Raw genomic sequence first — 15983 nt, 5'->3', positions numbered from 1 at the left:
CGGCCGGCGGCACCTTGAGCCTGTATGAAACCCTGGCCGCCGAGATCGCCAAGTCGATCCGCGACGGCGTGCTGCGCACGGGCGACAAACTGCCCTCCGTGCGCGACGCCTGCGCGGCGCGCGGACTCAGCCCGTCGACGGTGTTCCAGGCCTACTACCTGCTGGAAGCGCGCGGCCTGATCCGGGCGCAGCCCCGCTCCGGCTATTACGTCAACGCCCCCACCGCCTCCCTGCCGCCGGAACCCGGCGCCTCCAATCCGGATGGCGAATCGACGGAACTCGCGATCAGCGAGCGCATCTTCGACATCCTAGGCTCGGTGCGCAACCGCGACGTAACGCCGTTGGGCTCCGCCTTCCCTTCGCCGCTGCTGTTCCCGCTGCCGCGGCTGGCCCAGGCCATGGCCGCCCATCTCAAGCGCCAGGATCCGCTGGACACGGTGGAAGACCTGGCGCCGGGCAATCCGAGCCTGCGCCGCCAGATCGCGCTGCGCTACCTGATCGGCGGCATCAACGTGCCGGCCAGCGACATCGTCGTCACCAACGGCGCGCTGGAAGCGCTGAACCTCTGCCTGCAAGCGGTCACGCAGCCCGGCGACACCGTCATGGTCGAAGCCCCCACGTTCTACGGCGCCTTGCAGGCGCTCGAACGCCAGGGATTGAAGGCGTTGGAAATCCCGACCCATCCGCGCACCGGCATCGACCTGGACGCGATGCAGGCCGCCATCGAACGCCATGCGCCGCGGGCCTGCTGGCTGATGACACAGTTCCAGAACCCGCTGGGCAGCCTGATGCCCGACGAAAAAAAGCGGCAGCTGGTCCAGCTGCTTGCAGGCCACGGCATTCCGCTGATCGAAGACGATGTGTACGGCGAGCTGTATTTCGGCGCGGCGCGGCCGGTGCCCGCCAAGGCCTATGACACCCAAGGGCTGGTGCTGCACTGCTCGTCGTTTTCGAAGTGCCTGGCGCCCGGCTACCGCATCGGCTGGGCCTCTGCCGGCCGCTACACGCAACGCGTGCAGCGCCTGAAACTGTCATCGACGCTATCGGCGTCCGGCCCGGCCCAGGGCGCGATCGCCGAGTACCTGGAGCAAGGCGGCTACGACCGTCACCTGCGCCGCCTGCGCGAAACGCTGCAGACGCAGCAGCAGCGCATGGCCGAGGCGATCGCCCGGGAATTCCCGGCCGGCACGCGCGTGACGCGCCCGCAAGGCGGATTCTTCCTGTGGCTGGAGCTGCCGGCCGCCGTGGATGCGCTGACGCTGCACCGCCAGGCGCTGGCGCGCGGCATCAGCGTGGCGCCGGGGCCGATCTTCTCGGCCAGCGGCCAGTTCGGCAGCGCGCTGCGCCTGAACTACGGGCACCCTTGGGACGCCGCTGCGCAGGCCGCCATCCGCGTACTGGGCGAGTTGGCGCGCGAGGCCTGCGCGCAAGCCTTGAAGGCGCGCTAGCCGCGCCTCAGTTCAAGGTCGACGCGGCGCGCGCGCGCTTGACCTCCAGCGGAGTCACGCCGCCCGCCTCGTTGCCCCAGCTATTGCGGATGTACGTCACCAGCATCGCGATGTCGCTGTCGTTGAGCAGTTGCCCGAAGGGCGGCATGCCGTGAGGCCGCGGGTTCGCCGCCGTGGCCGGAGCGTAGCCGCCGTCCAGCACCATGCGGATGGCGTTTACGGGCGACGGCGCCGTCACGGTCGGGTTGCCGGCCAGCGCGGGCCATGCCATGCCGCTGCCTTCGCCTGCGGACTGATGGCATTGCACGCACTGCTGGCGGTAGATCTTGCCGCCCAATTCCATCGCCGCCGGCGCGACAGCCGTCCGCGTGCGCTCCGTTGAAGCCGCCGTGGCGGGCAGGGATTTGATGTAGACGCCGATGGCCAATGCGTCCGCGTCGGTCAGGTGCTGCGTGCTGCCCAGCACCACCTCGGCCATCGGCCCGCTGGCGCTGGAATGCTTCGAAATGCCGGTCTTGAGCAAAGCCGCGATGTCTTCGGCGGACCATCTGCCCATGCCGGTTTCCATGTCGTTGGTAAGCGGCGGGGCGTACCAGTCCAGCACCGGGATCACGCCCCCGGCCAACGGGTCGGCCGAACGCAGCGCCCCCAGGCTATTGCGCGGCGTATGGCAGGCCGCGCAATGCCCCAGCCCTTCGACCAGATAACGGCCGCGGTTCCACTGCACCGATTGCCCGGCATCCGCCTCCTGCACGCCCGGCTTGAAGTACAGCGCGCGCCAGGCGGCCAGCAGCGCCCGCTGGTCGTAGGGGAATTCCATCTCGGGCGGCCGGTTGGGCTGGTCCACGGGCGCGACGGTACGCAGATAGGCGTACAGCGCGTCGGAATCGGCGCGCGTCACGCGCGTGTATTCCGTGTAAGGGAAAGCGGGATACAGCAGCGTGCCGTCGCGCGACTTGCCGTTGTGCAGCGCTTGCCAGAAATCGTCCGCGGTCCACGCGCCTATGCCGGATTTCTGGTCGGGCGTGATATTCGGGCCGTACACCGTGCCGAATGGCGTGGGGATAGGCGTGCCGCCCGCCAGCGCCTTGCCGCCCCGGCTGGTGTGGCAGGCCATGCAATTGCCGGCAAGCGCAAGGTAGCGTCCGCGCTCGACCAGCGTTGCGGCGTCGGCCGCGGCCGCGGCGGGACCCGTGCTGGCATCGTCGCGCGTGCCCAGCCAGTAGAGACCGCCCACGGCGGCGATCACGAACAGCAACAGGACCGACAGGACTTTCTTCATGAGCGACATCCGGCCTCTCCCTTACCGTTGCGCCTGACTGCCGCATTCCGCGGGCAGGCGTATCGAACCCGCGGCGTCTGGCGCGTAGGGTTCCACGACGGGCTGCGAGGACAACCACGCGGCCAGCGCGCCGATGTCCTGGGGAGTCAGTTTGTTGGAGATGTCGGCCATGCAATCGGGCTCGGCCGCGCGGCGCAAGCCGTTCTTCCAGCTGCCGATCTGCGCGCCGATGTAGTCGCGCGGCAGGCCGAGCAAGCCGGGGATGGCGGGCAGCACGCCGCCCAGGGCGGCGCCGTGACAGGCGGCACAGGCGGGCAGGCCGCGCGCGGCATCGCCGTTCAGGGCCAGCTTGCGCCCGGCCTCCAGGGTGGCGGCGGAGACCTCGGCGCGCGTTGGCGCCGGATACGGCACATGCTGCGAGGAGAAATACGCGGCGATCTCGCGCAGGTAGTCGTCGGGCAGTCCGGTCAGCAGGTGCGTCATGGGCCGGTACTGGCGCCGGTCGTCGCGGAAATTGAGCAACTGGTGGTACAGGTATTCCTGGGGCTTGCCGGCCAGGCGCGGATAGTAGCCGTCGGCGCCGGCCCGGCCTTGCGCGCCATGGCAGGCCGTACAGGCGGCGACGCGGGCGTCCATGGTGTCGGGGCGCAGGCGTTCCTGGGGCGCGGGCTGGGCCGGCGCGGGCGCTGCCAGGAGGGCGGCAGCGGCCCCTAGTAGGGAAATTGCCCAAAAACGCGGCAGTGAAATACTACGAAAGGAAATGAAGGCTAACATCTAGGTCGAATTCCATTCCCCCGAAACGCATGACGGCGGGGCGCGTATGTGAATCTGTCGAGTATCCGGCCCCAAGCTTACGCCAGGGGAGCCAAAACGGTACAGGCGCAGATTGGCAGTTTACGGCCATATCAGATGTCATCCCGCCGGCATCGTCCTCGAAAAGCGTGCCACAATCATGTCCATGTTGAAAGTCGTCCTCGTCACCGGCATCTCTGGCTCAGGCAAGTCCGTCGCCCTGCGCATGCTTGAGGACGCGAGCTATACCTGCGTCGACAACCTGCCCGTGCGGTTCCTGACCGAATTCATCGCCAACGCCCGGGATGACGGCATGGAACGCGTCGCGGTCGCCATCGACGTCCGCTCCCCCGGCGAACTGGCCGAACTGCCCGACGTGGTCACCGCGCTGCGCGCCATGGGCACCAGCCTGCGCGTGGTGTTCCTGGACGCCAGCACGGAAACGCTGGTGCAGCGCTATTCCGAATCCCGCCGCCGCCACCCCTTGACCGACCGCCTGCAGCGCGGCGGCAAGACCCCGACGCTGTCCGAGTGCATCGCGCTGGAACGCGAACTGCTGGCGCCGCTGCGCGAGCAGGAACACGTCATCGACACCTCGGACCTGACGCCGGGCCAGCTGCGTGTCTGGATCCGCGACCTGATCAAGGCCGACCGCGCGCCGCTGGTGCTGACCTTCGAATCCTTCGCCTACAAGCGCGGCGTGCCGCGCGACGCGGACCTGGTGTTCGACGTGCGCTGCCTGCCCAATCCCTACTACGACCGCGACCTGCGGCCGCTGACCGGCCGCGACGAGCCCGTGGCCGCCTGGCTGGCGGGCTTCGATCTGGTGGGGCAGATGATCGACGACATCGCCGGTTTCCTGAACCGCTGGCTGCCGCAGTACACGCAAGACACCCGCAATTACCTCACGGTCGCCATCGGCTGCACCGGCGGCCAGCACCGTTCGGTGTATGTGGTCGAACAGCTGGCGCTGCGCTTTGCCGACCACGACCCGCTGCTGGTGCGCCATCGCACCCAACTGCCTGACGAATCCGCATGACCCTGTCCCGCCCGACCCGCCTGTTCATGATGCTGCTGCTGGCCATTGCCGTGGCTGGCTGCTCCTCCACCGGCGGACGCAAGAAGGGCGGCGGGTACTACAAGGACGACGGGCCGGACGCCAATCCGCCTTCGAACCTGGACCAGGTGCCCGATGCGGTGCCCAGGGTCGAACCCTACGCCAGCGGCGCGAACCGGCCCTATGTGGTGTTCGGCCAGCGCTATGTGCCGGATACCAGCGGCCAGCCCTACAAGAAGCGCGGCACCGCCTCGTGGTACGGCAAGAAGTTCCACGGCAATTCCACGTCCATCGGCGAGTCCTACGACATGTACGCCATGACGGCAGCCCACACCACGCTGCCGCTGCCCAGCTACGCCCGCGTCACCAGCATGGTCAACGGCAAGACCATCATCGTGCGGGTGAACGACCGCGGCCCGTTCCACAGCGACCGCATCATGGACCTGTCCTATGTCGCGGCGTACAAGCTGGGCATCATCGGCCCCGGCAGCGGCCAGGTAGTCGTCGAGGCCATACCGCAGGACGAGATCCGGCGGCTGGCCTCGCAGGGCTCGGCCACGGCCGTGCCCGAGCCCTCGTCGGCGACGGGCTCTTCACCCGTGGCGGCGCCCATCGCCGCCGTGCCGGTGGCGCTGGCGGCCGAACCGCTGCCCGGGCCCGCCCCGGGTTCCGCGCCGGTGCGCCAGCCGGCCGCGGGCGGCATCGGCAGCGTCTATCTGCAAGTGGGCGCGTTCAGCCAGCCGGCCAACGCGCAATCACTGGTCAGCCGCATCAACACGCAACTCGGCGCCGAAGGCGCGCCGCCCGCGTCGGTCGAACAGTCGAACAACCTCTACCGGGTCAAGATCGGCCCCTACCCCGACCGGCAAAGCGCCTTGAACGCCGTGCCGCTGGTGTCGGACCGCATCGGCATCCTGCCCAGCATCGCCTCGCAGTAAGCCTCAGGCCTGTCAAGGCTGCCCCACGCTACCAGGGCAGTTCCGCCTGTCCGTCGCACACCCGGCGCGCACTGGCGCTGCGGCTGCGATAGAAATTGCCTTCGTGCGCCAGCAAGGCCTGCTTGCGTGGCAGCCCGCCGCCGAAGCCGGTCAGCGAGGTGTCCGCGCCGATGATCCGGTGGCACGGAATAATGATGCTGATCGGATTGCGTCCGACCGCTCCGCCGACCGCCTGGGCGCCCTTGGGCCGCCCCACGGTGCGCGCCAGGGCGCCGTAGCTGGTCAACACGCCGAACTCCAGATCGCACAAGGCGTGCCAGACCTGGTGCTGGAAAGTCGTGCCCACGGGGTCCAGCGGCACCTCGAAAATACGGCGTTGGCCGGCAAACCATTCGTCCAACTCACGGCGCGCCTGCTCCAGGATGGGATCGGATTGCGTGAGGATCCAGCCTTCCGCCGAAGGCAGCAGTTCCTGGTCGGTGAACCAGGCGCCGCGCAGGCCCTTGGGGCTGGCGACCAGGCGCATGTCGCCCAGCGGCGTGGGGATATCGCGATAGACCAGGCGCTCGTTGGGATCCGCAGGCTTGTTGGACACGACAGTCGAATACACCATGCCTTACTCCGCCGATTTCTTGCGGGCCAGGGCCCGGTTGTACAGCACGTCCCGCGGCAAGCCGGAAACCTTGGCCGCCACGCGCGCGGCGTCGCGCAGCGACAGCGACTCCAGCAAGGCGTCCAGCAGCGCATCGGTGCGCGGATCGGCTTCTTCATCTATCTCCTGCTCGGCGGGCGCATGCGCGATCAGCACGAACTCGCCCTGCTCGCGGTGGGAGTCCGCGGCCAACCAGGCCGCGCCCTCGCCCATCGGAAAGGTCGCGATCTCCTCGAAGCGCTTGGTCAGTTCGCGCGCCACGGTCAAGAGCCGGTCCGGGCCGCACACTTCCAGCAGGTCGGCCAGCGTGGCCGCGAGTCGGTGCGGCGATTCGAACATCACCACGGGCGCGGGCAAGGCACACCAGGTGCGCAGCCAGCGCTGGCGCGCGACCGTCTTGGGCGGCGCGAAGCCGGCAAAGGCATAGCCCGGGTTTTCATCCGTGGTGACGCCGCTGCCCATCAGCGCCGCGATGACGGCGCTGGGCCCCGGCACCGGCACCACGCCAAAGCCCGCTTCACGCACGGCGCGCACGATGCGCGCGCCCGGATCGCTGACGGCGGGTGCGCCGGCGTCGGACACCAGCGCCACGCGCTGGCCCTGGGCCAGGCGCTCGCAGATGGCCTGGGCCGCGGCGGCTTCATTGTGGCGGTGGGCGGCCATCAGCGGCGTGCCCACGCCCCAGGCGTCCAGCAAGGCGCGGCTGGCGCGCGTGTCTTCGGCGGCTATCACGTCGGCCCGCTGCAAGGCGTGCCAGGCGCGCAGCCCCAAGTCGCCCAGGTTACCGATCGGCGTGGCCACGACATACAGCGTCGCAGCGGGCCAATGCTGCCCCGCCACGCGTTCAGACACGCGGGACCAGGCATCTCCGGCAGGGGGAGGTGAGACATTTTGATTCATTGCAGCCTACGGACACGGGAAACCATGTCAGTGTAGCCGCCTATGCCCGCCACTTCCGGAGCGCCCATGACGGATGACACCTTGCGACTGGCCTGCGAACTGGCCCTGGCGGCCCGCCGCCGCGCGGCCAAGCGCCGGCGCCGTTCCACCCGCGCGGCGCCCGCGGATCGCCCGCCGCCGCGGCGCTCGCCCGCCCAACGCAAGGGCGACCACCACGAGGACGCCGCCCTGCGCCTGCTGCAGTCGCGCGGCCTGGTCCTGCTGGCGCGCAACCTGCAGACCCGCGCCGGCGAGATCGACCTGGCCATGCGCGAAGGCGACACCTTGGTGTTCGTCGAAGTCCGCGCGCGCGGCCCCAGCCGCTATGGCGGCGCCGCGGCCAGCATCGGCCCGGACAAGCAGGCCCGGCTGTCCCGCGCCGCGGCCTACTGGCTGCCGGAGCTGGCCCGGCGCCACTGGCACGGCAGGCTGCCGGCGGCACGCTTTGACGCGGTCGTCTTCGACACCGGCGATCCCCAATGGCTGCGCGACGCGTTCTGGCAGGCCGAGAGCCTACGCCTGCCCCGGTAACGACCTGCCTAACAGTCGTTACGCCTGGACAGAACCACGCCATGGCCCCGTGAGATAATCGCGCCCATGGATATGACCTCTCGTATGACGTCGCACTTTCGCGACGCCATGGCTGCGTGCGAACAAAGTATGAACGTCCTGGCCGAGCCGCTGGCGGTGGCGGTGGACGTGCTGTTCGGCGCCCTGGCAAACAACGGCAAGATTCTGGCTTGCGGCAATGGCGGCTCGGCCGCCGACGCGCAACATTTCATCGCCGAACTGGTGGGCCGCTTCGAACGCGAACGCCTGCCCCTGGCCGGCATCGCGCTCAACACCGACACCTCGATCCTCACCGCGGTGGGCAACGACTACGGCTTCGACGAAATCTACGAACGCCAGGTCAACGCCTTCGGCCAGGCCGGCGACGTGCTGGTAGCCATATCCACCAGCGGCAATTCCCCCAACGTGGTGCGCGCCATGGAAGCCGCCAGCGCCCGCGAAATGCACGTGCTTGCCCTGACCGGCAAGGGCGGCGGCGTGATGGGGGAACTCATTACGCCGATGGACGTCCATCTATGTGTTCCCAGCGATCGCACGATGCGCATCCAGGAAGTCCATATTCTGCTGCTGCACGCGCTGTGCGACGGCATTGACGCTCTTCTGCTTGGAGACACCGAATGATTTCTGACGTCCGTACCGCAGCCCGCCCGTTGATGCTCGCCGCGGCGCTCTCCACCGCCGCGCTCTCGCTGACGGCCTGCGCGCCCCTGATCGTGGGCGGCGCGGCCGCCACCACCGCGGTCGTCGTGACGGACCGCCGCACCTCCGGCGTCCAGCTCGAAGACCAGAACATGGCGTTCAAGGCGCAGAGCCAGATCTCGCAGAAGCTGGGCGACACCGCCCGCGTCAATGCCATGGCCTACGGCGGCCACCTGCTGCTGACCGGCGACGTGCCCACCGAAGAAGCCAAGAGCCAGGCCACCGCCATCGCCCAGGGCGTGGAAAACGTCAAACAGGTCATCAACCAGTTGAACGTGGGCCCCATCGCCTCGTTCGGCACGCGCTCCAACGACACCTGGCTGACCTCCAAGGTCAAGACCGCCCTGCTCAACACCAAGTACGTGCCGTCCGGCACCATCGCGGTCACGACCGACCACAGCGTGGTCTACCTGATGGGCAAGGTAACGCAGGCCGAAGGCGAGTATGCCGCCAACGCCACCGCCGACGTCGGCGGCGTGGCCAAGGTGGTTAAACTGTTCGAGACGATCAGCCGCGAGGAAGCCATCCGGCTGTCGAACACCGGTTCCAAGTCCAACACTTCCACGGAAACCAAAGCGCCCATCGAAAGCGGCGCCGGCGCAGCCAGCGACAACGCGGCCGGCACCAGCAGTGGCGTAGAGGCCATGCCCATCAAATGAAGAAAGCCATCATCGCACTGGCCGTCCTGGTGGCGGTCGGCATCGGCGCCTGGTTTGTCATGCGCCCCGCCCAGACCGCGCCCGACGTCACCTTCACCACGCTGGAAGGCAAGACCTTCTCGATGCAGGACCTGCGCGGCAAGGTCGTGCTGGTCAAGTTCTGGGCCACCAGCTGCGTGACCTGTGTGAAGCAGATGCCGGAAACCATCTCGGCCTACAACGAGTACGCCTCCAAGGGCTATCAGGCGGTCGCGGTCGCCATGAACTACGACCCGCCCAACTTCGTGCTGAACTTCGCCGAAACGCGCAAGCTGCCGTTCCCGGTGGCCCTGGACACCAAGGGCGACATCGCCCGCGCCTTCGGCGACATCCGCCTGACGCCCACGGCCTTCCTGATCGACAAGCAGGGGCGCATCATCAAGCGCTACCTGGGCGAATACGATGTGGCGGAATTCCACGCCACCGTGGAAAAGGCCCTGGCGGCGGGCTGAGCGCCGCAGCCCCACAAAGGACCGCCCCAGACAGGGCGGTTTTTTTTCGCCCGGCGGCCAGGCCCGCCACGACGGCGCCCAAAAGAAAAACCGCCCGACGGGCGGTTTCCAGATCAGGCCGCGGCGGGCCAGGCTCAGAACGCCGGAACCACGGCGCCCTTGTACTTGTCCTGGATGAACTTCTTCACCTCGGGCGTGTGCAGGGCCTGGACCAGCTTCTTGATGCCCGGCGCGTCCTTGTTGTCCGAACGGGTCACCAGGATGTTGGCGTAGGGCGAATCCGAGCCTTCGATGAAGAGGGCGTCCTTGGTCGGGACCAGGCCGGCTTCCAGGGCGTAGTTGGTGTTGATCAGCGCCAGGTCCACGTCATCGAGCGAACGCGGCAGCATGGCGGCTTCCAGCTCGCGGAACTTCAGCTTCTTGGGGTTCTCGACCACGTCGGCGGCCGTCGCCAGGATGTTGGACGGGTCCTTCAGCTTGATCACGCCCTGCTTCTGCAGCAGCACCAGCGCGCGGCCGCCGTTGGAGGGATCGTTCGGGATCGCGACGGTCGCGCCGTCCTTGAGCTCGGACAGGCTCTTGATCTTCTTGGAATAGCCGCCGAAGGGCTCGACGTGCACCAGCGCCACCGGCACCAGCGTGGCCTTGCGGTCCTTGTTGAAGGAGTCCAGGTACGGCTTGTGCTGGAAGAAGTTGGCGTCCAGCTGCTTGTCGGCCAATTGCAGGTTGGGCTGCACGTAGTCGCTGAACACCTTGATGTCGAGCTCCACGCCTTCCTTGGCCAGCTGCGGCTTCACTACTTCCAGGATCTCGGCATGGGGAACCTGGGTCGCGCCCACCACGATTTTTTCGGCATGGGCGGCGTTTGCCGCCATCAGGAACACCGACGCCGCCAGGGCGGACCGGACAAAGTTCAAACGCATGTGTTGCCTCTTTTATGGGTAAAAAATCGGGGGCCGATGCCCCTGCCGGTGTGGCCCTGCCCCCTTTTGCGGGGCCGGCCGTTGCGAAATCGCCCCCAATTTACCTGAATGCCGGTTATTTGTCGGGCATATGAACATGGGTTTAAAGCATAAGAAACCTGTGGGTACTACAATCCGTCGTATGCTTGCGCTACCGCGTCCCGAACGCGTTTTTGTGCAGGCATTTTTTCTAACCACTCATACGTATATTTGCCGACTTAGCTGCCATGACCGACACCCCCGACCCTGCTGCCGTTTCGTCTCCTGCTGTCAAAGCCGCTGTGCTGTCTGAAGCACTGCCGTATATCCGACGATTTCACGGCAAGACCATCGTGGTCAAGTACGGCGGCAACGCCATGACGGAAGAGCGTCTGCAGCGTAGCTTCGCGCACGATGTCGTGCTGCTGAAGCTGGTGGGTCTGAACCCGGTGGTGGTGCACGGCGGCGGTCCGCAGATCGACGACGCGCTGCGCCGCATCGGCAAGCAAGGCACCTTCATCCAGGGCATGCGCGTCACCGACGCCGAGACCATGGAAGTGGTCGAATGGGTGCTGGGCGGCCAGGTCCAGCAGGACATCGTCATGATGATCAACGAGGTCGGCGGCAAGGCCGTGGGCCTGACCGGCAAGGATGGCGGACTGATCCAGGCCCAGAAGAAGCTGATGGCCAACAAGGACAATCCGTCCGAGCCCATCGACATCGGCTTCGTCGGCGACATCACCATGGTCGAGCCGGCCGTGGTCAAGGCGCTGCAGGACGATCAGTTCATCCCCGTCATCTCGCCCATCGGCTATGGCGAGGACGGCACGGCCTACAACATCAACGCCGACGTCGTCGCCGGCAAGATGGCGGAAGTGCTGGGCGCCGAAAAACTGCTGATGCTGACCAACACCCCGGGCGTACTGGACAAGGGCGGCAAGCTCTTGCGCAGCCTGTCGGCCCAGACCATCGACGAACTGTTCGCCGACGGCACGATTTCCGGCGGCATGCTGCCCAAGATCTCGTCCGCGCTGGACGCCGCCAAGAACGGCGTGAACTCGGTGCACATCGTCGACGGCCGCGTGCCGCACTGCCTGCTGCTGGAAATCCTGACCGACCAGGGCGTGGGCACGATGATCAGCTCGCACTGATGCGGGCACAGCGTTACCTGCTGCGGCCGGCGGTGCGCGTGCGCCGCTCCCGCCGCACCGCCACGGGCGTTTCCGAACGCCTGTGGCTGTTCGACCTGGACAACACGCTGCACGACACCTCGCACGCCATCTTCCCCAAGATCGACCACGGCATGACCATGGCCGTGGTCGAGGCGCTGAACGTCGACATCGACACCGCCAACCGCGTGCGTTCGCAGTACTGGAAACGCTACGGCGCCACCATGATAGGCATGGTGCGCCATCACGGCGTGGACCCGCACGAATTCCTGCACCGCAGCCACGACTTCGACGTCGGCCCGCTGGTGCGCGCGGAAAAGGCGCTGGCCTACAAGCTGAGCCGGCTGCCCGGCCGCAAGGTGCTGCTGACCAACGCGCCGCTGCACTATGCCCGCGCGGTGCTCGCGCGCCTGGGCATCCTGCGGCAGTTCGACAGCCTGTGGGCCATCGAGCACATGCGCCTGCATGGCGAGTTCCGACCCAAGCCTTCGCCCGCCCTGCTGCGCCACGTGCTGGCCCGCGAAGGCGTGCAGGCGCGCAACGCGGTGCTGGTGGAAGACACCTTGGCCAATCTGCGCGGCGCGCGCCAGGCCGGGCTGCGCACCGTCCACGTGTATCACCCGGGCACGCCGTTCGCCCGCGGCCGCTCGCAGCGGCCGGCCTACGTCGACTTGCGGGTAAACTCCGTCAGTGATTTGCTGTTACGCCGACGCCCCCTGCGGGGATAGCGGCGCGCTCCTCCCCTCCCCTTCACCGTCAAGCCTGCGCGAGAGCAGACCCTTCCATGGCGAGCAAACCCGGCGAGCGCAAGACCCAGATTCTGCAGACCCTGGCCGAGATGCTGGAGCAGCCGCACGCATCCCGCATCACCACGGCCGCGCTTGCCGCGCGCCTGGAAGTCTCCGAAGCCGCGCTCTACCGGCACTTCGCCAGCAAGGCGCAGATGTTCGAAGGGCTGATCGAATTCATCGAAACCAGCATCTTCACGTTGGTGAACCAGATCGCCATCGCCGAACCCCATGGCCTGACCCAGGCCCACCAGACCGTCTCCATGCTGCTGACCTTTTCGGAACGCAACAAGGGCATGACACGGGTGCTGACCGGCGACGCGCTGGTCACGGAAGACAACCGCCTGCAGGAACGCATCAACCACATCAACGACCGCATCGAAGCGTCGTTGAAGCAATCGCTGCGCATCGCGGTCACCGATGGCGGCTTGCCGCCGCAGGCCAATGTGGCGGCGCACGCCAGCCTGCTGACGCACTTGGTGCTGGGCCGCTGGCTGCGTTATGCGCAGAGCGGCTGGCGCATCGCGCCCACGCTGCATCTGGACGAACAGCTGCGCCTGGCGCTGGGCTGAGCTGGAGGCCGGGTCATCCGGCCGTCGTGCCAATTAGCATCGTGGCACGATCCAATTAATTTTCCATCCGTCTCTATTTCGGCAGATTTGCATTGTTCAATGCAACAATCTTCGCTTGCCGGCGGCGCGGGGCGACGAGCATAATGCCCGTCAGAGGTTTTCCACAAGCCCAATTCTCCACAGGTTTGATCAGTATCAATACGGGTTTTCCGCAATGCCGTCACGATCATGCTGTAGCGTCGACACACCGATTTGACCTATCCCGTTGCTCGCGGGGCGGTGTGTCGGCAGTTTGACCTCAACCGGAGATGGATATGACCGCGCAAGCCGCCGTCCCTGCCTCGCAAGCCCCAAAGAAAACCAAAATTCCAATCGGACTCATCGCCGGCGTCCTAGTGATGATCGGCGTGCTGATGATGCCCTTGCCCGCCGACCTGCCCGTCGCGGGCCACCGGATGCTCGCCATCCTGGCATTCGCAGTGGTGGTCTGGATTACCGAAGCCGTGTCCTACGAAGCCAGCGCGATCATGATCACGACGCTGATGGCCTTCCTGCTGGGCACGGCTCCGACAATCAAAGACCCGCAAGTGCTCTATGGCACCTCGGCCGCGATCAGCATGGCGCTGACCGGCTTCGCGAACTCGGCGCTGGCGCTGGTCACCGGCGCCTTGTTCATTGCGGCCGCCATGACCTTCACCGGGCTGGACCGGCGCATCGCGCTGGTGACGCTGGCCAAGGTGGGCACCAGCACGCGCCGCATCCTGATCGGATGTATCGCCGTGACCATTGTGCTGAGCCTGGTGGTGCCCAGCGCCACCGCGCGCAGCGCGGCCGTGGTGCCCATCATGATGGGCGTCATCGCTGCCTTCGGCGTGGACAAGCGGTCCAACATCGCCGCCGGCATCATGATCATCGTGGCACAGGCCACCAGCATCTGGAACGTCGGCATCCAGACCGCCGCCGCGCAGAACCTGCTGACCGTCGGCTTCATGGAAAAGATGCTGGGCGAACGCGTGGCGTGGTCGGACTGGCTGATCGCCGGCGCCCCCTGGTCGCTGATCATGTCGGCCGTGCTGATCATCATCGTGCTCAAGCTGCTGCCGCCGGAAAGCGACAGCATCGCGGGAGGCAAGGAAGCCGTCGAGAAGTCGCTGCTTGAACTGGGCCCCATGACCGGCGCGCAAAAGCGCCTGATGGCCGTGTCGCTCATGCTGCTGCTGTTCTGGTCGACCGAAGGCAAGCTGCACAAGTTCGACACCACCTCCACCACCTACTTCGGCCTGGTCCTGCTGCTGTTGCCGCGCTTTGGCGTGATGACGTGGAAAGACGTGCAATCGCGCATCCCATGGGGCACCGTGATCGTGTTCGGCGTCGGCATCAGCCTGGGCACCGCCCTGCTGACGACCCAGGCCGGCCAATGGCTGGGCAACCAGGTCGTGGCGCACACCGGACTGGACCACCTGGGACCGCTGGCAATCTTTGCGATCCTGGCCGCTTTCCTCATCGTCATCCACCTGGGTTTCGCCAGCGCCACCGCGCTGACCTCGGCCATGCTGCCGATCCTGATCTCGGTGCTGGCCACGCTGCCGGGCGACTTCAGCCGCCTGGGCATGACCATGCTGCTGGGCTTCGTCGTCAGCTACGGCTTCATCCTGCCCATCAACGCGCCGCAGAACATGGTGTGCCTGGGTACGGAGACCTTCAATGCCAAGCAGTTCGCCAAGGTCGGCATCATCGTCACCATCGTCGGCTACCTGCTGATGCTGCTGATGGGCATGACCTACTGGCGCTGGCTGGGCTGGCTGTAAGGAGGTCGCATCATGAAGATTTCGATCGCCCAAGCCAATGAATACGGCCGCCGCGTGCTGATGGCCCAAGGCGTGCCCGAGGACATCGCCCGCGACGTGGCCGAGCACCTGGTCGAGTCCGACCGGGTGGGCTACACCAGCCACGGCCTGTCCATCCTGACGAACTACCGGCGCGTGCTGTCCGAGGGCCTGGCCCAGGCCGACGGCCGGCCCGAGCTGGTCAACGACCGCGGCGCGATGCTGGCCTACGACGGCCACCACGGGCTGGGCCAATATGTCGGCAAGGTCGTCATCGAGAAGGCCATCGAGCGCACCCAGGAGCACGGCCAGTGCATCCTGACGCTGCGCCACAGCCATCACTTGGGCCGCATGGGCCACTATGGCGAAATGGTGGCGGCCAAGGGCCTGATCCTGCTGGCCTTCACCAACGTGATCAACCGCTCGCCGACCGTGGCGCCCTTCGGCGGCGCGCAGGCCTGCCTGACCACCAATCCGCTGTGCTTCGCCGGTCCGCTGCCGGGAGGCCGTCCGCCGTTCCTGGTGGACATGGCCACCAGCTCGATCGCCGTCAACAAGGCGCGGGTGCTGGCCGCCAAGGGCGAGGAAGCGCCCGCGGGCTCGCTGATCGACGCCCAGGGCAACCCGACCACCGATCCCAACGCGCTGTTCACCGACCCGCCCGGCGCCCTGCTGCCGTTCGGCGGCCACAAGGGCTACGCGCTGGGCCTGGTGGCCGAACTACTGGCCGGCGTGCTGTCCGGCGGCGGCACGATCCAGCCGCAGCATCCGCGCACCGGCGTGGCGACGAACAACATGTTCGCGCTGCTGCTGGATCCGCAGGTGGACTTCAATACGGACTGGCGGTCGATGGAGGTGGGCGCGTTCATCGACTACCTGCACGCCTGCAAGCCGCAACCGGGCGTCGAAGGCGTGCAGTATCCGGGCGAGTACGAAGCTCGCAACCGGGCGCTGAACGAGGATGCGCTGACGTTTGATAGCCGGATTTGGGACGGGCTTACCAAGCTGGCCGTCGACCTTGGGGTGCCTGAGGCGTTGCCTGCTTGATGTTCTGCTTGCTGACGGGCGTTGTAGGTTCTTAAGACGCCCGTCGCGTCGGCGGCCCGCCATGCGCGGGGCAACGATTGCGGTCCGGAGCCTTCGCTCCGGACTGCCCCATC

Annotated in this window: 17 protein-coding genes; 12 read left to right on the top strand and 5 right to left on the bottom strand. The window is 67.1% G+C overall.

Going from position 1 to position 15983, the window contains the following annotated elements; all coding sequences use genetic code 11:
* Positions 1-14: 14 nt before the first annotated feature.
* Positions 15-1448 (top strand): aminotransferase-like domain-containing protein, encoded by a 1434-nt coding sequence (locus tag BRO63_RS29980; protein WP_088143230.1) that lies wholly within the window; start codon positions 15-17, stop codon positions 1446-1448.
* Between the two features lie 7 nt (positions 1449-1455).
* Here BRO63_RS29980 and BRO63_RS29975 read toward each other — a convergent pair whose 3' ends face one another.
* The gene (locus BRO63_RS29975) at positions 1456-2739 is read right to left on the bottom strand and encodes a c-type cytochrome (RefSeq protein WP_088143229.1); all 1284 of its coding nucleotides are present in this window, start codon (positions 2737-2739) and stop codon (positions 1456-1458) included.
* A gap of 12 nt (positions 2740-2751) precedes the next feature.
* On the bottom strand, positions 2752-3504 hold the full coding sequence (locus tag BRO63_RS29970; RefSeq protein WP_088143228.1) for a c-type cytochrome: 753 nt from the start codon (positions 3502-3504) through the stop codon (positions 2752-2754).
* 184 nt (positions 3505-3688) lie between these two features.
* On the opposite strand from BRO63_RS29970, the gene rapZ reads away from it, so the two are divergent.
* Together rapZ and BRO63_RS29960 are read left to right on the top strand one after the other, a co-directional pair.
* Complete coding sequence (gene rapZ, locus BRO63_RS29965) at positions 3689-4561, top strand: RNase adapter RapZ (RefSeq protein WP_088143294.1); 873 nt, start codon at positions 3689-3691, stop codon at positions 4559-4561.
* Entirely contained in the window at positions 4558-5517 is a 960-nt protein-coding gene (locus BRO63_RS29960) for a septal ring lytic transglycosylase RlpA family protein (RefSeq protein ID WP_088143227.1), read from the top strand. Before rapZ ends, BRO63_RS29960 begins: the two co-directional genes overlap by 4 nt.
* A gap of 28 nt (positions 5518-5545) precedes the next feature.
* Here the strand turns inward: BRO63_RS29960 and BRO63_RS29955 are convergent, their stop codons facing one another.
* Positions 5546-6130, bottom strand: a complete 585-nt coding sequence (locus BRO63_RS29955; protein ID WP_088143226.1) for a methylated-DNA--[protein]-cysteine S-methyltransferase — start codon at positions 6128-6130, stop codon at positions 5546-5548.
* A 3-nt stretch (positions 6131-6133) separates the two neighbouring features.
* The gene (gene rsmI / locus BRO63_RS29950) at positions 6134-7069 is read right to left on the bottom strand and encodes a 16S rRNA (cytidine(1402)-2'-O)-methyltransferase (RefSeq protein ID WP_088143225.1); all 936 of its coding nucleotides are present in this window, start codon (positions 7067-7069) and stop codon (positions 6134-6136) included.
* A gap of 66 nt (positions 7070-7135) precedes the next feature.
* Between rsmI and BRO63_RS29945 the strand changes: the two genes are divergently transcribed.
* The 4 genes from BRO63_RS29945 to BRO63_RS29930 all read left to right on the top strand — a co-directional run bounded on the left by BRO63_RS29945 (position 7136) and on the right by BRO63_RS29930 (position 9527).
* The gene (locus BRO63_RS29945; RefSeq protein WP_088143224.1) at positions 7136-7639 is read left to right on the top strand and encodes a YraN family protein; all 504 of its coding nucleotides are present in this window, start codon (positions 7136-7138) and stop codon (positions 7637-7639) included.
* A 66-nt stretch (positions 7640-7705) separates the two neighbouring features.
* The gene (locus tag BRO63_RS29940; protein ID WP_013396736.1) at positions 7706-8299 is read left to right on the top strand and encodes a phosphoheptose isomerase; all 594 of its coding nucleotides are present in this window, start codon (positions 7706-7708) and stop codon (positions 8297-8299) included.
* Positions 8296-9036, top strand: a complete 741-nt coding sequence (locus BRO63_RS29935) for a BON domain-containing protein (protein ID WP_088143223.1) — start codon at positions 8296-8298, stop codon at positions 9034-9036. The genes BRO63_RS29940 and BRO63_RS29935 overlap by 4 nt, the downstream gene beginning before the upstream one ends.
* Entirely contained in the window at positions 9033-9527 is a 495-nt protein-coding gene (locus BRO63_RS29930) for a peroxiredoxin family protein (RefSeq protein ID WP_088143222.1), read from the top strand. Before BRO63_RS29935 ends, BRO63_RS29930 begins: the two co-directional genes overlap by 4 nt.
* Positions 9528-9661: 134 nt before the next feature.
* Here the strand turns inward: BRO63_RS29930 and BRO63_RS29925 are convergent, their stop codons facing one another.
* Positions 9662-10450 carry a MetQ/NlpA family ABC transporter substrate-binding protein gene (locus tag BRO63_RS29925; RefSeq protein WP_088143221.1) on the bottom strand — a complete coding sequence of 263 codons (789 nt, stop codon included), beginning with the start codon at positions 10448-10450 and terminating at the stop codon, positions 9662-9664.
* 266 nt (positions 10451-10716) lie between these two features.
* Here BRO63_RS29925 and argB point away from each other — a divergent pair, with 266 nt between their 5' ends.
* The 5 genes from argB to BRO63_RS29900 all read left to right on the top strand — a co-directional run bounded on the left by argB (position 10717) and on the right by BRO63_RS29900 (position 15870).
* Positions 10717-11619 (top strand): acetylglutamate kinase, encoded by a 903-nt coding sequence (argB, locus tag BRO63_RS29920; protein ID WP_013396740.1) that lies wholly within the window; start codon positions 10717-10719, stop codon positions 11617-11619.
* Positions 11619-12365 carry a pyrimidine 5'-nucleotidase gene (locus BRO63_RS29915; protein WP_088143220.1) on the top strand — a complete coding sequence of 249 codons (747 nt, stop codon included), beginning with the start codon at positions 11619-11621 and terminating at the stop codon, positions 12363-12365. Before argB ends, BRO63_RS29915 begins: the two co-directional genes overlap by 1 nt.
* Positions 12366-12421: 56 nt before the next feature.
* Entirely contained in the window at positions 12422-12997 is a 576-nt protein-coding gene (gene slmA / locus BRO63_RS29910; RefSeq protein ID WP_059378316.1) for a nucleoid occlusion factor SlmA, read from the top strand.
* 314 nt (positions 12998-13311) lie between these two features.
* Positions 13312-14805: a DASS family sodium-coupled anion symporter gene (locus tag BRO63_RS29905; RefSeq protein WP_088143219.1), complete on the top strand. Its 1494-nt coding sequence runs from the start codon at positions 13312-13314 to the stop codon at positions 14803-14805.
* Between the two features lie 12 nt (positions 14806-14817).
* Positions 14818-15870 carry an Ldh family oxidoreductase gene (locus BRO63_RS29900; RefSeq protein WP_054457780.1) on the top strand — a complete coding sequence of 351 codons (1053 nt, stop codon included), beginning with the start codon at positions 14818-14820 and terminating at the stop codon, positions 15868-15870.
* The last annotated feature ends 113 nt before the right edge of the window (positions 15871-15983 follow it).

The sequence above is a fragment of the Achromobacter xylosoxidans genome (genome assembly GCF_002192695.1).
GTDB lineage: Bacteria > Pseudomonadota > Gammaproteobacteria > Burkholderiales > Burkholderiaceae_B > Achromobacter > Achromobacter xylosoxidans_C.
This window is presented reverse-complemented; position numbering and strand designations above follow the sequence as displayed.

Coding starts and splice junctions, on each gene's coding strand:
- BRO63_RS29960 (WP_088143227.1), top strand. CDS start 4,558: ATGACCCTGTCCCGCCCGACCCGCCTGTTCATGATGCTGCTGCTGGCC.
- BRO63_RS29970 (WP_088143228.1), bottom strand. CDS start 3,504: ATGTTAGCCTTCATTTCCTTTCGTAGTATTTCACTGCCGCGTTTTTGG.
- BRO63_RS29975 (WP_088143229.1), bottom strand. CDS start 2,739: ATGTCGCTCATGAAGAAAGTCCTGTCGGTCCTGTTGCTGTTCGTGATC.
- BRO63_RS29915 (WP_088143220.1), top strand. CDS start 11,619: ATGCGGGCACAGCGTTACCTGCTGCGGCCGGCGGTGCGCGTGCGCCGC.
- BRO63_RS29900 (WP_054457780.1), top strand. CDS start 14,818: ATGAAGATTTCGATCGCCCAAGCCAATGAATACGGCCGCCGCGTGCTG.
- rapZ (WP_088143294.1), top strand. CDS start 3,689: ATGTTGAAAGTCGTCCTCGTCACCGGCATCTCTGGCTCAGGCAAGTCC.
- BRO63_RS29935 (WP_088143223.1), top strand. CDS start 8,296: ATGATTTCTGACGTCCGTACCGCAGCCCGCCCGTTGATGCTCGCCGCG.
- rsmI (WP_088143225.1), bottom strand. CDS start 7,069: ATGAATCAAAATGTCTCACCTCCCCCTGCCGGAGATGCCTGGTCCCGC.
- BRO63_RS29945 (WP_088143224.1), top strand. CDS start 7,136: ATGACGGATGACACCTTGCGACTGGCCTGCGAACTGGCCCTGGCGGCC.
- BRO63_RS29925 (WP_088143221.1), bottom strand. CDS start 10,450: ATGCGTTTGAACTTTGTCCGGTCCGCCCTGGCGGCGTCGGTGTTCCTG.
- slmA (WP_059378316.1), top strand. CDS start 12,422: ATGGCGAGCAAACCCGGCGAGCGCAAGACCCAGATTCTGCAGACCCTG.
- BRO63_RS29905 (WP_088143219.1), top strand. CDS start 13,312: ATGACCGCGCAAGCCGCCGTCCCTGCCTCGCAAGCCCCAAAGAAAACC.
- BRO63_RS29955 (WP_088143226.1), bottom strand. CDS start 6,130: ATGGTGTATTCGACTGTCGTGTCCAACAAGCCTGCGGATCCCAACGAG.
- BRO63_RS29940 (WP_013396736.1), top strand. CDS start 7,706: ATGGATATGACCTCTCGTATGACGTCGCACTTTCGCGACGCCATGGCT.
- BRO63_RS29930 (WP_088143222.1), top strand. CDS start 9,033: ATGAAGAAAGCCATCATCGCACTGGCCGTCCTGGTGGCGGTCGGCATC.
- argB (WP_013396740.1), top strand. CDS start 10,717: ATGACCGACACCCCCGACCCTGCTGCCGTTTCGTCTCCTGCTGTCAAA.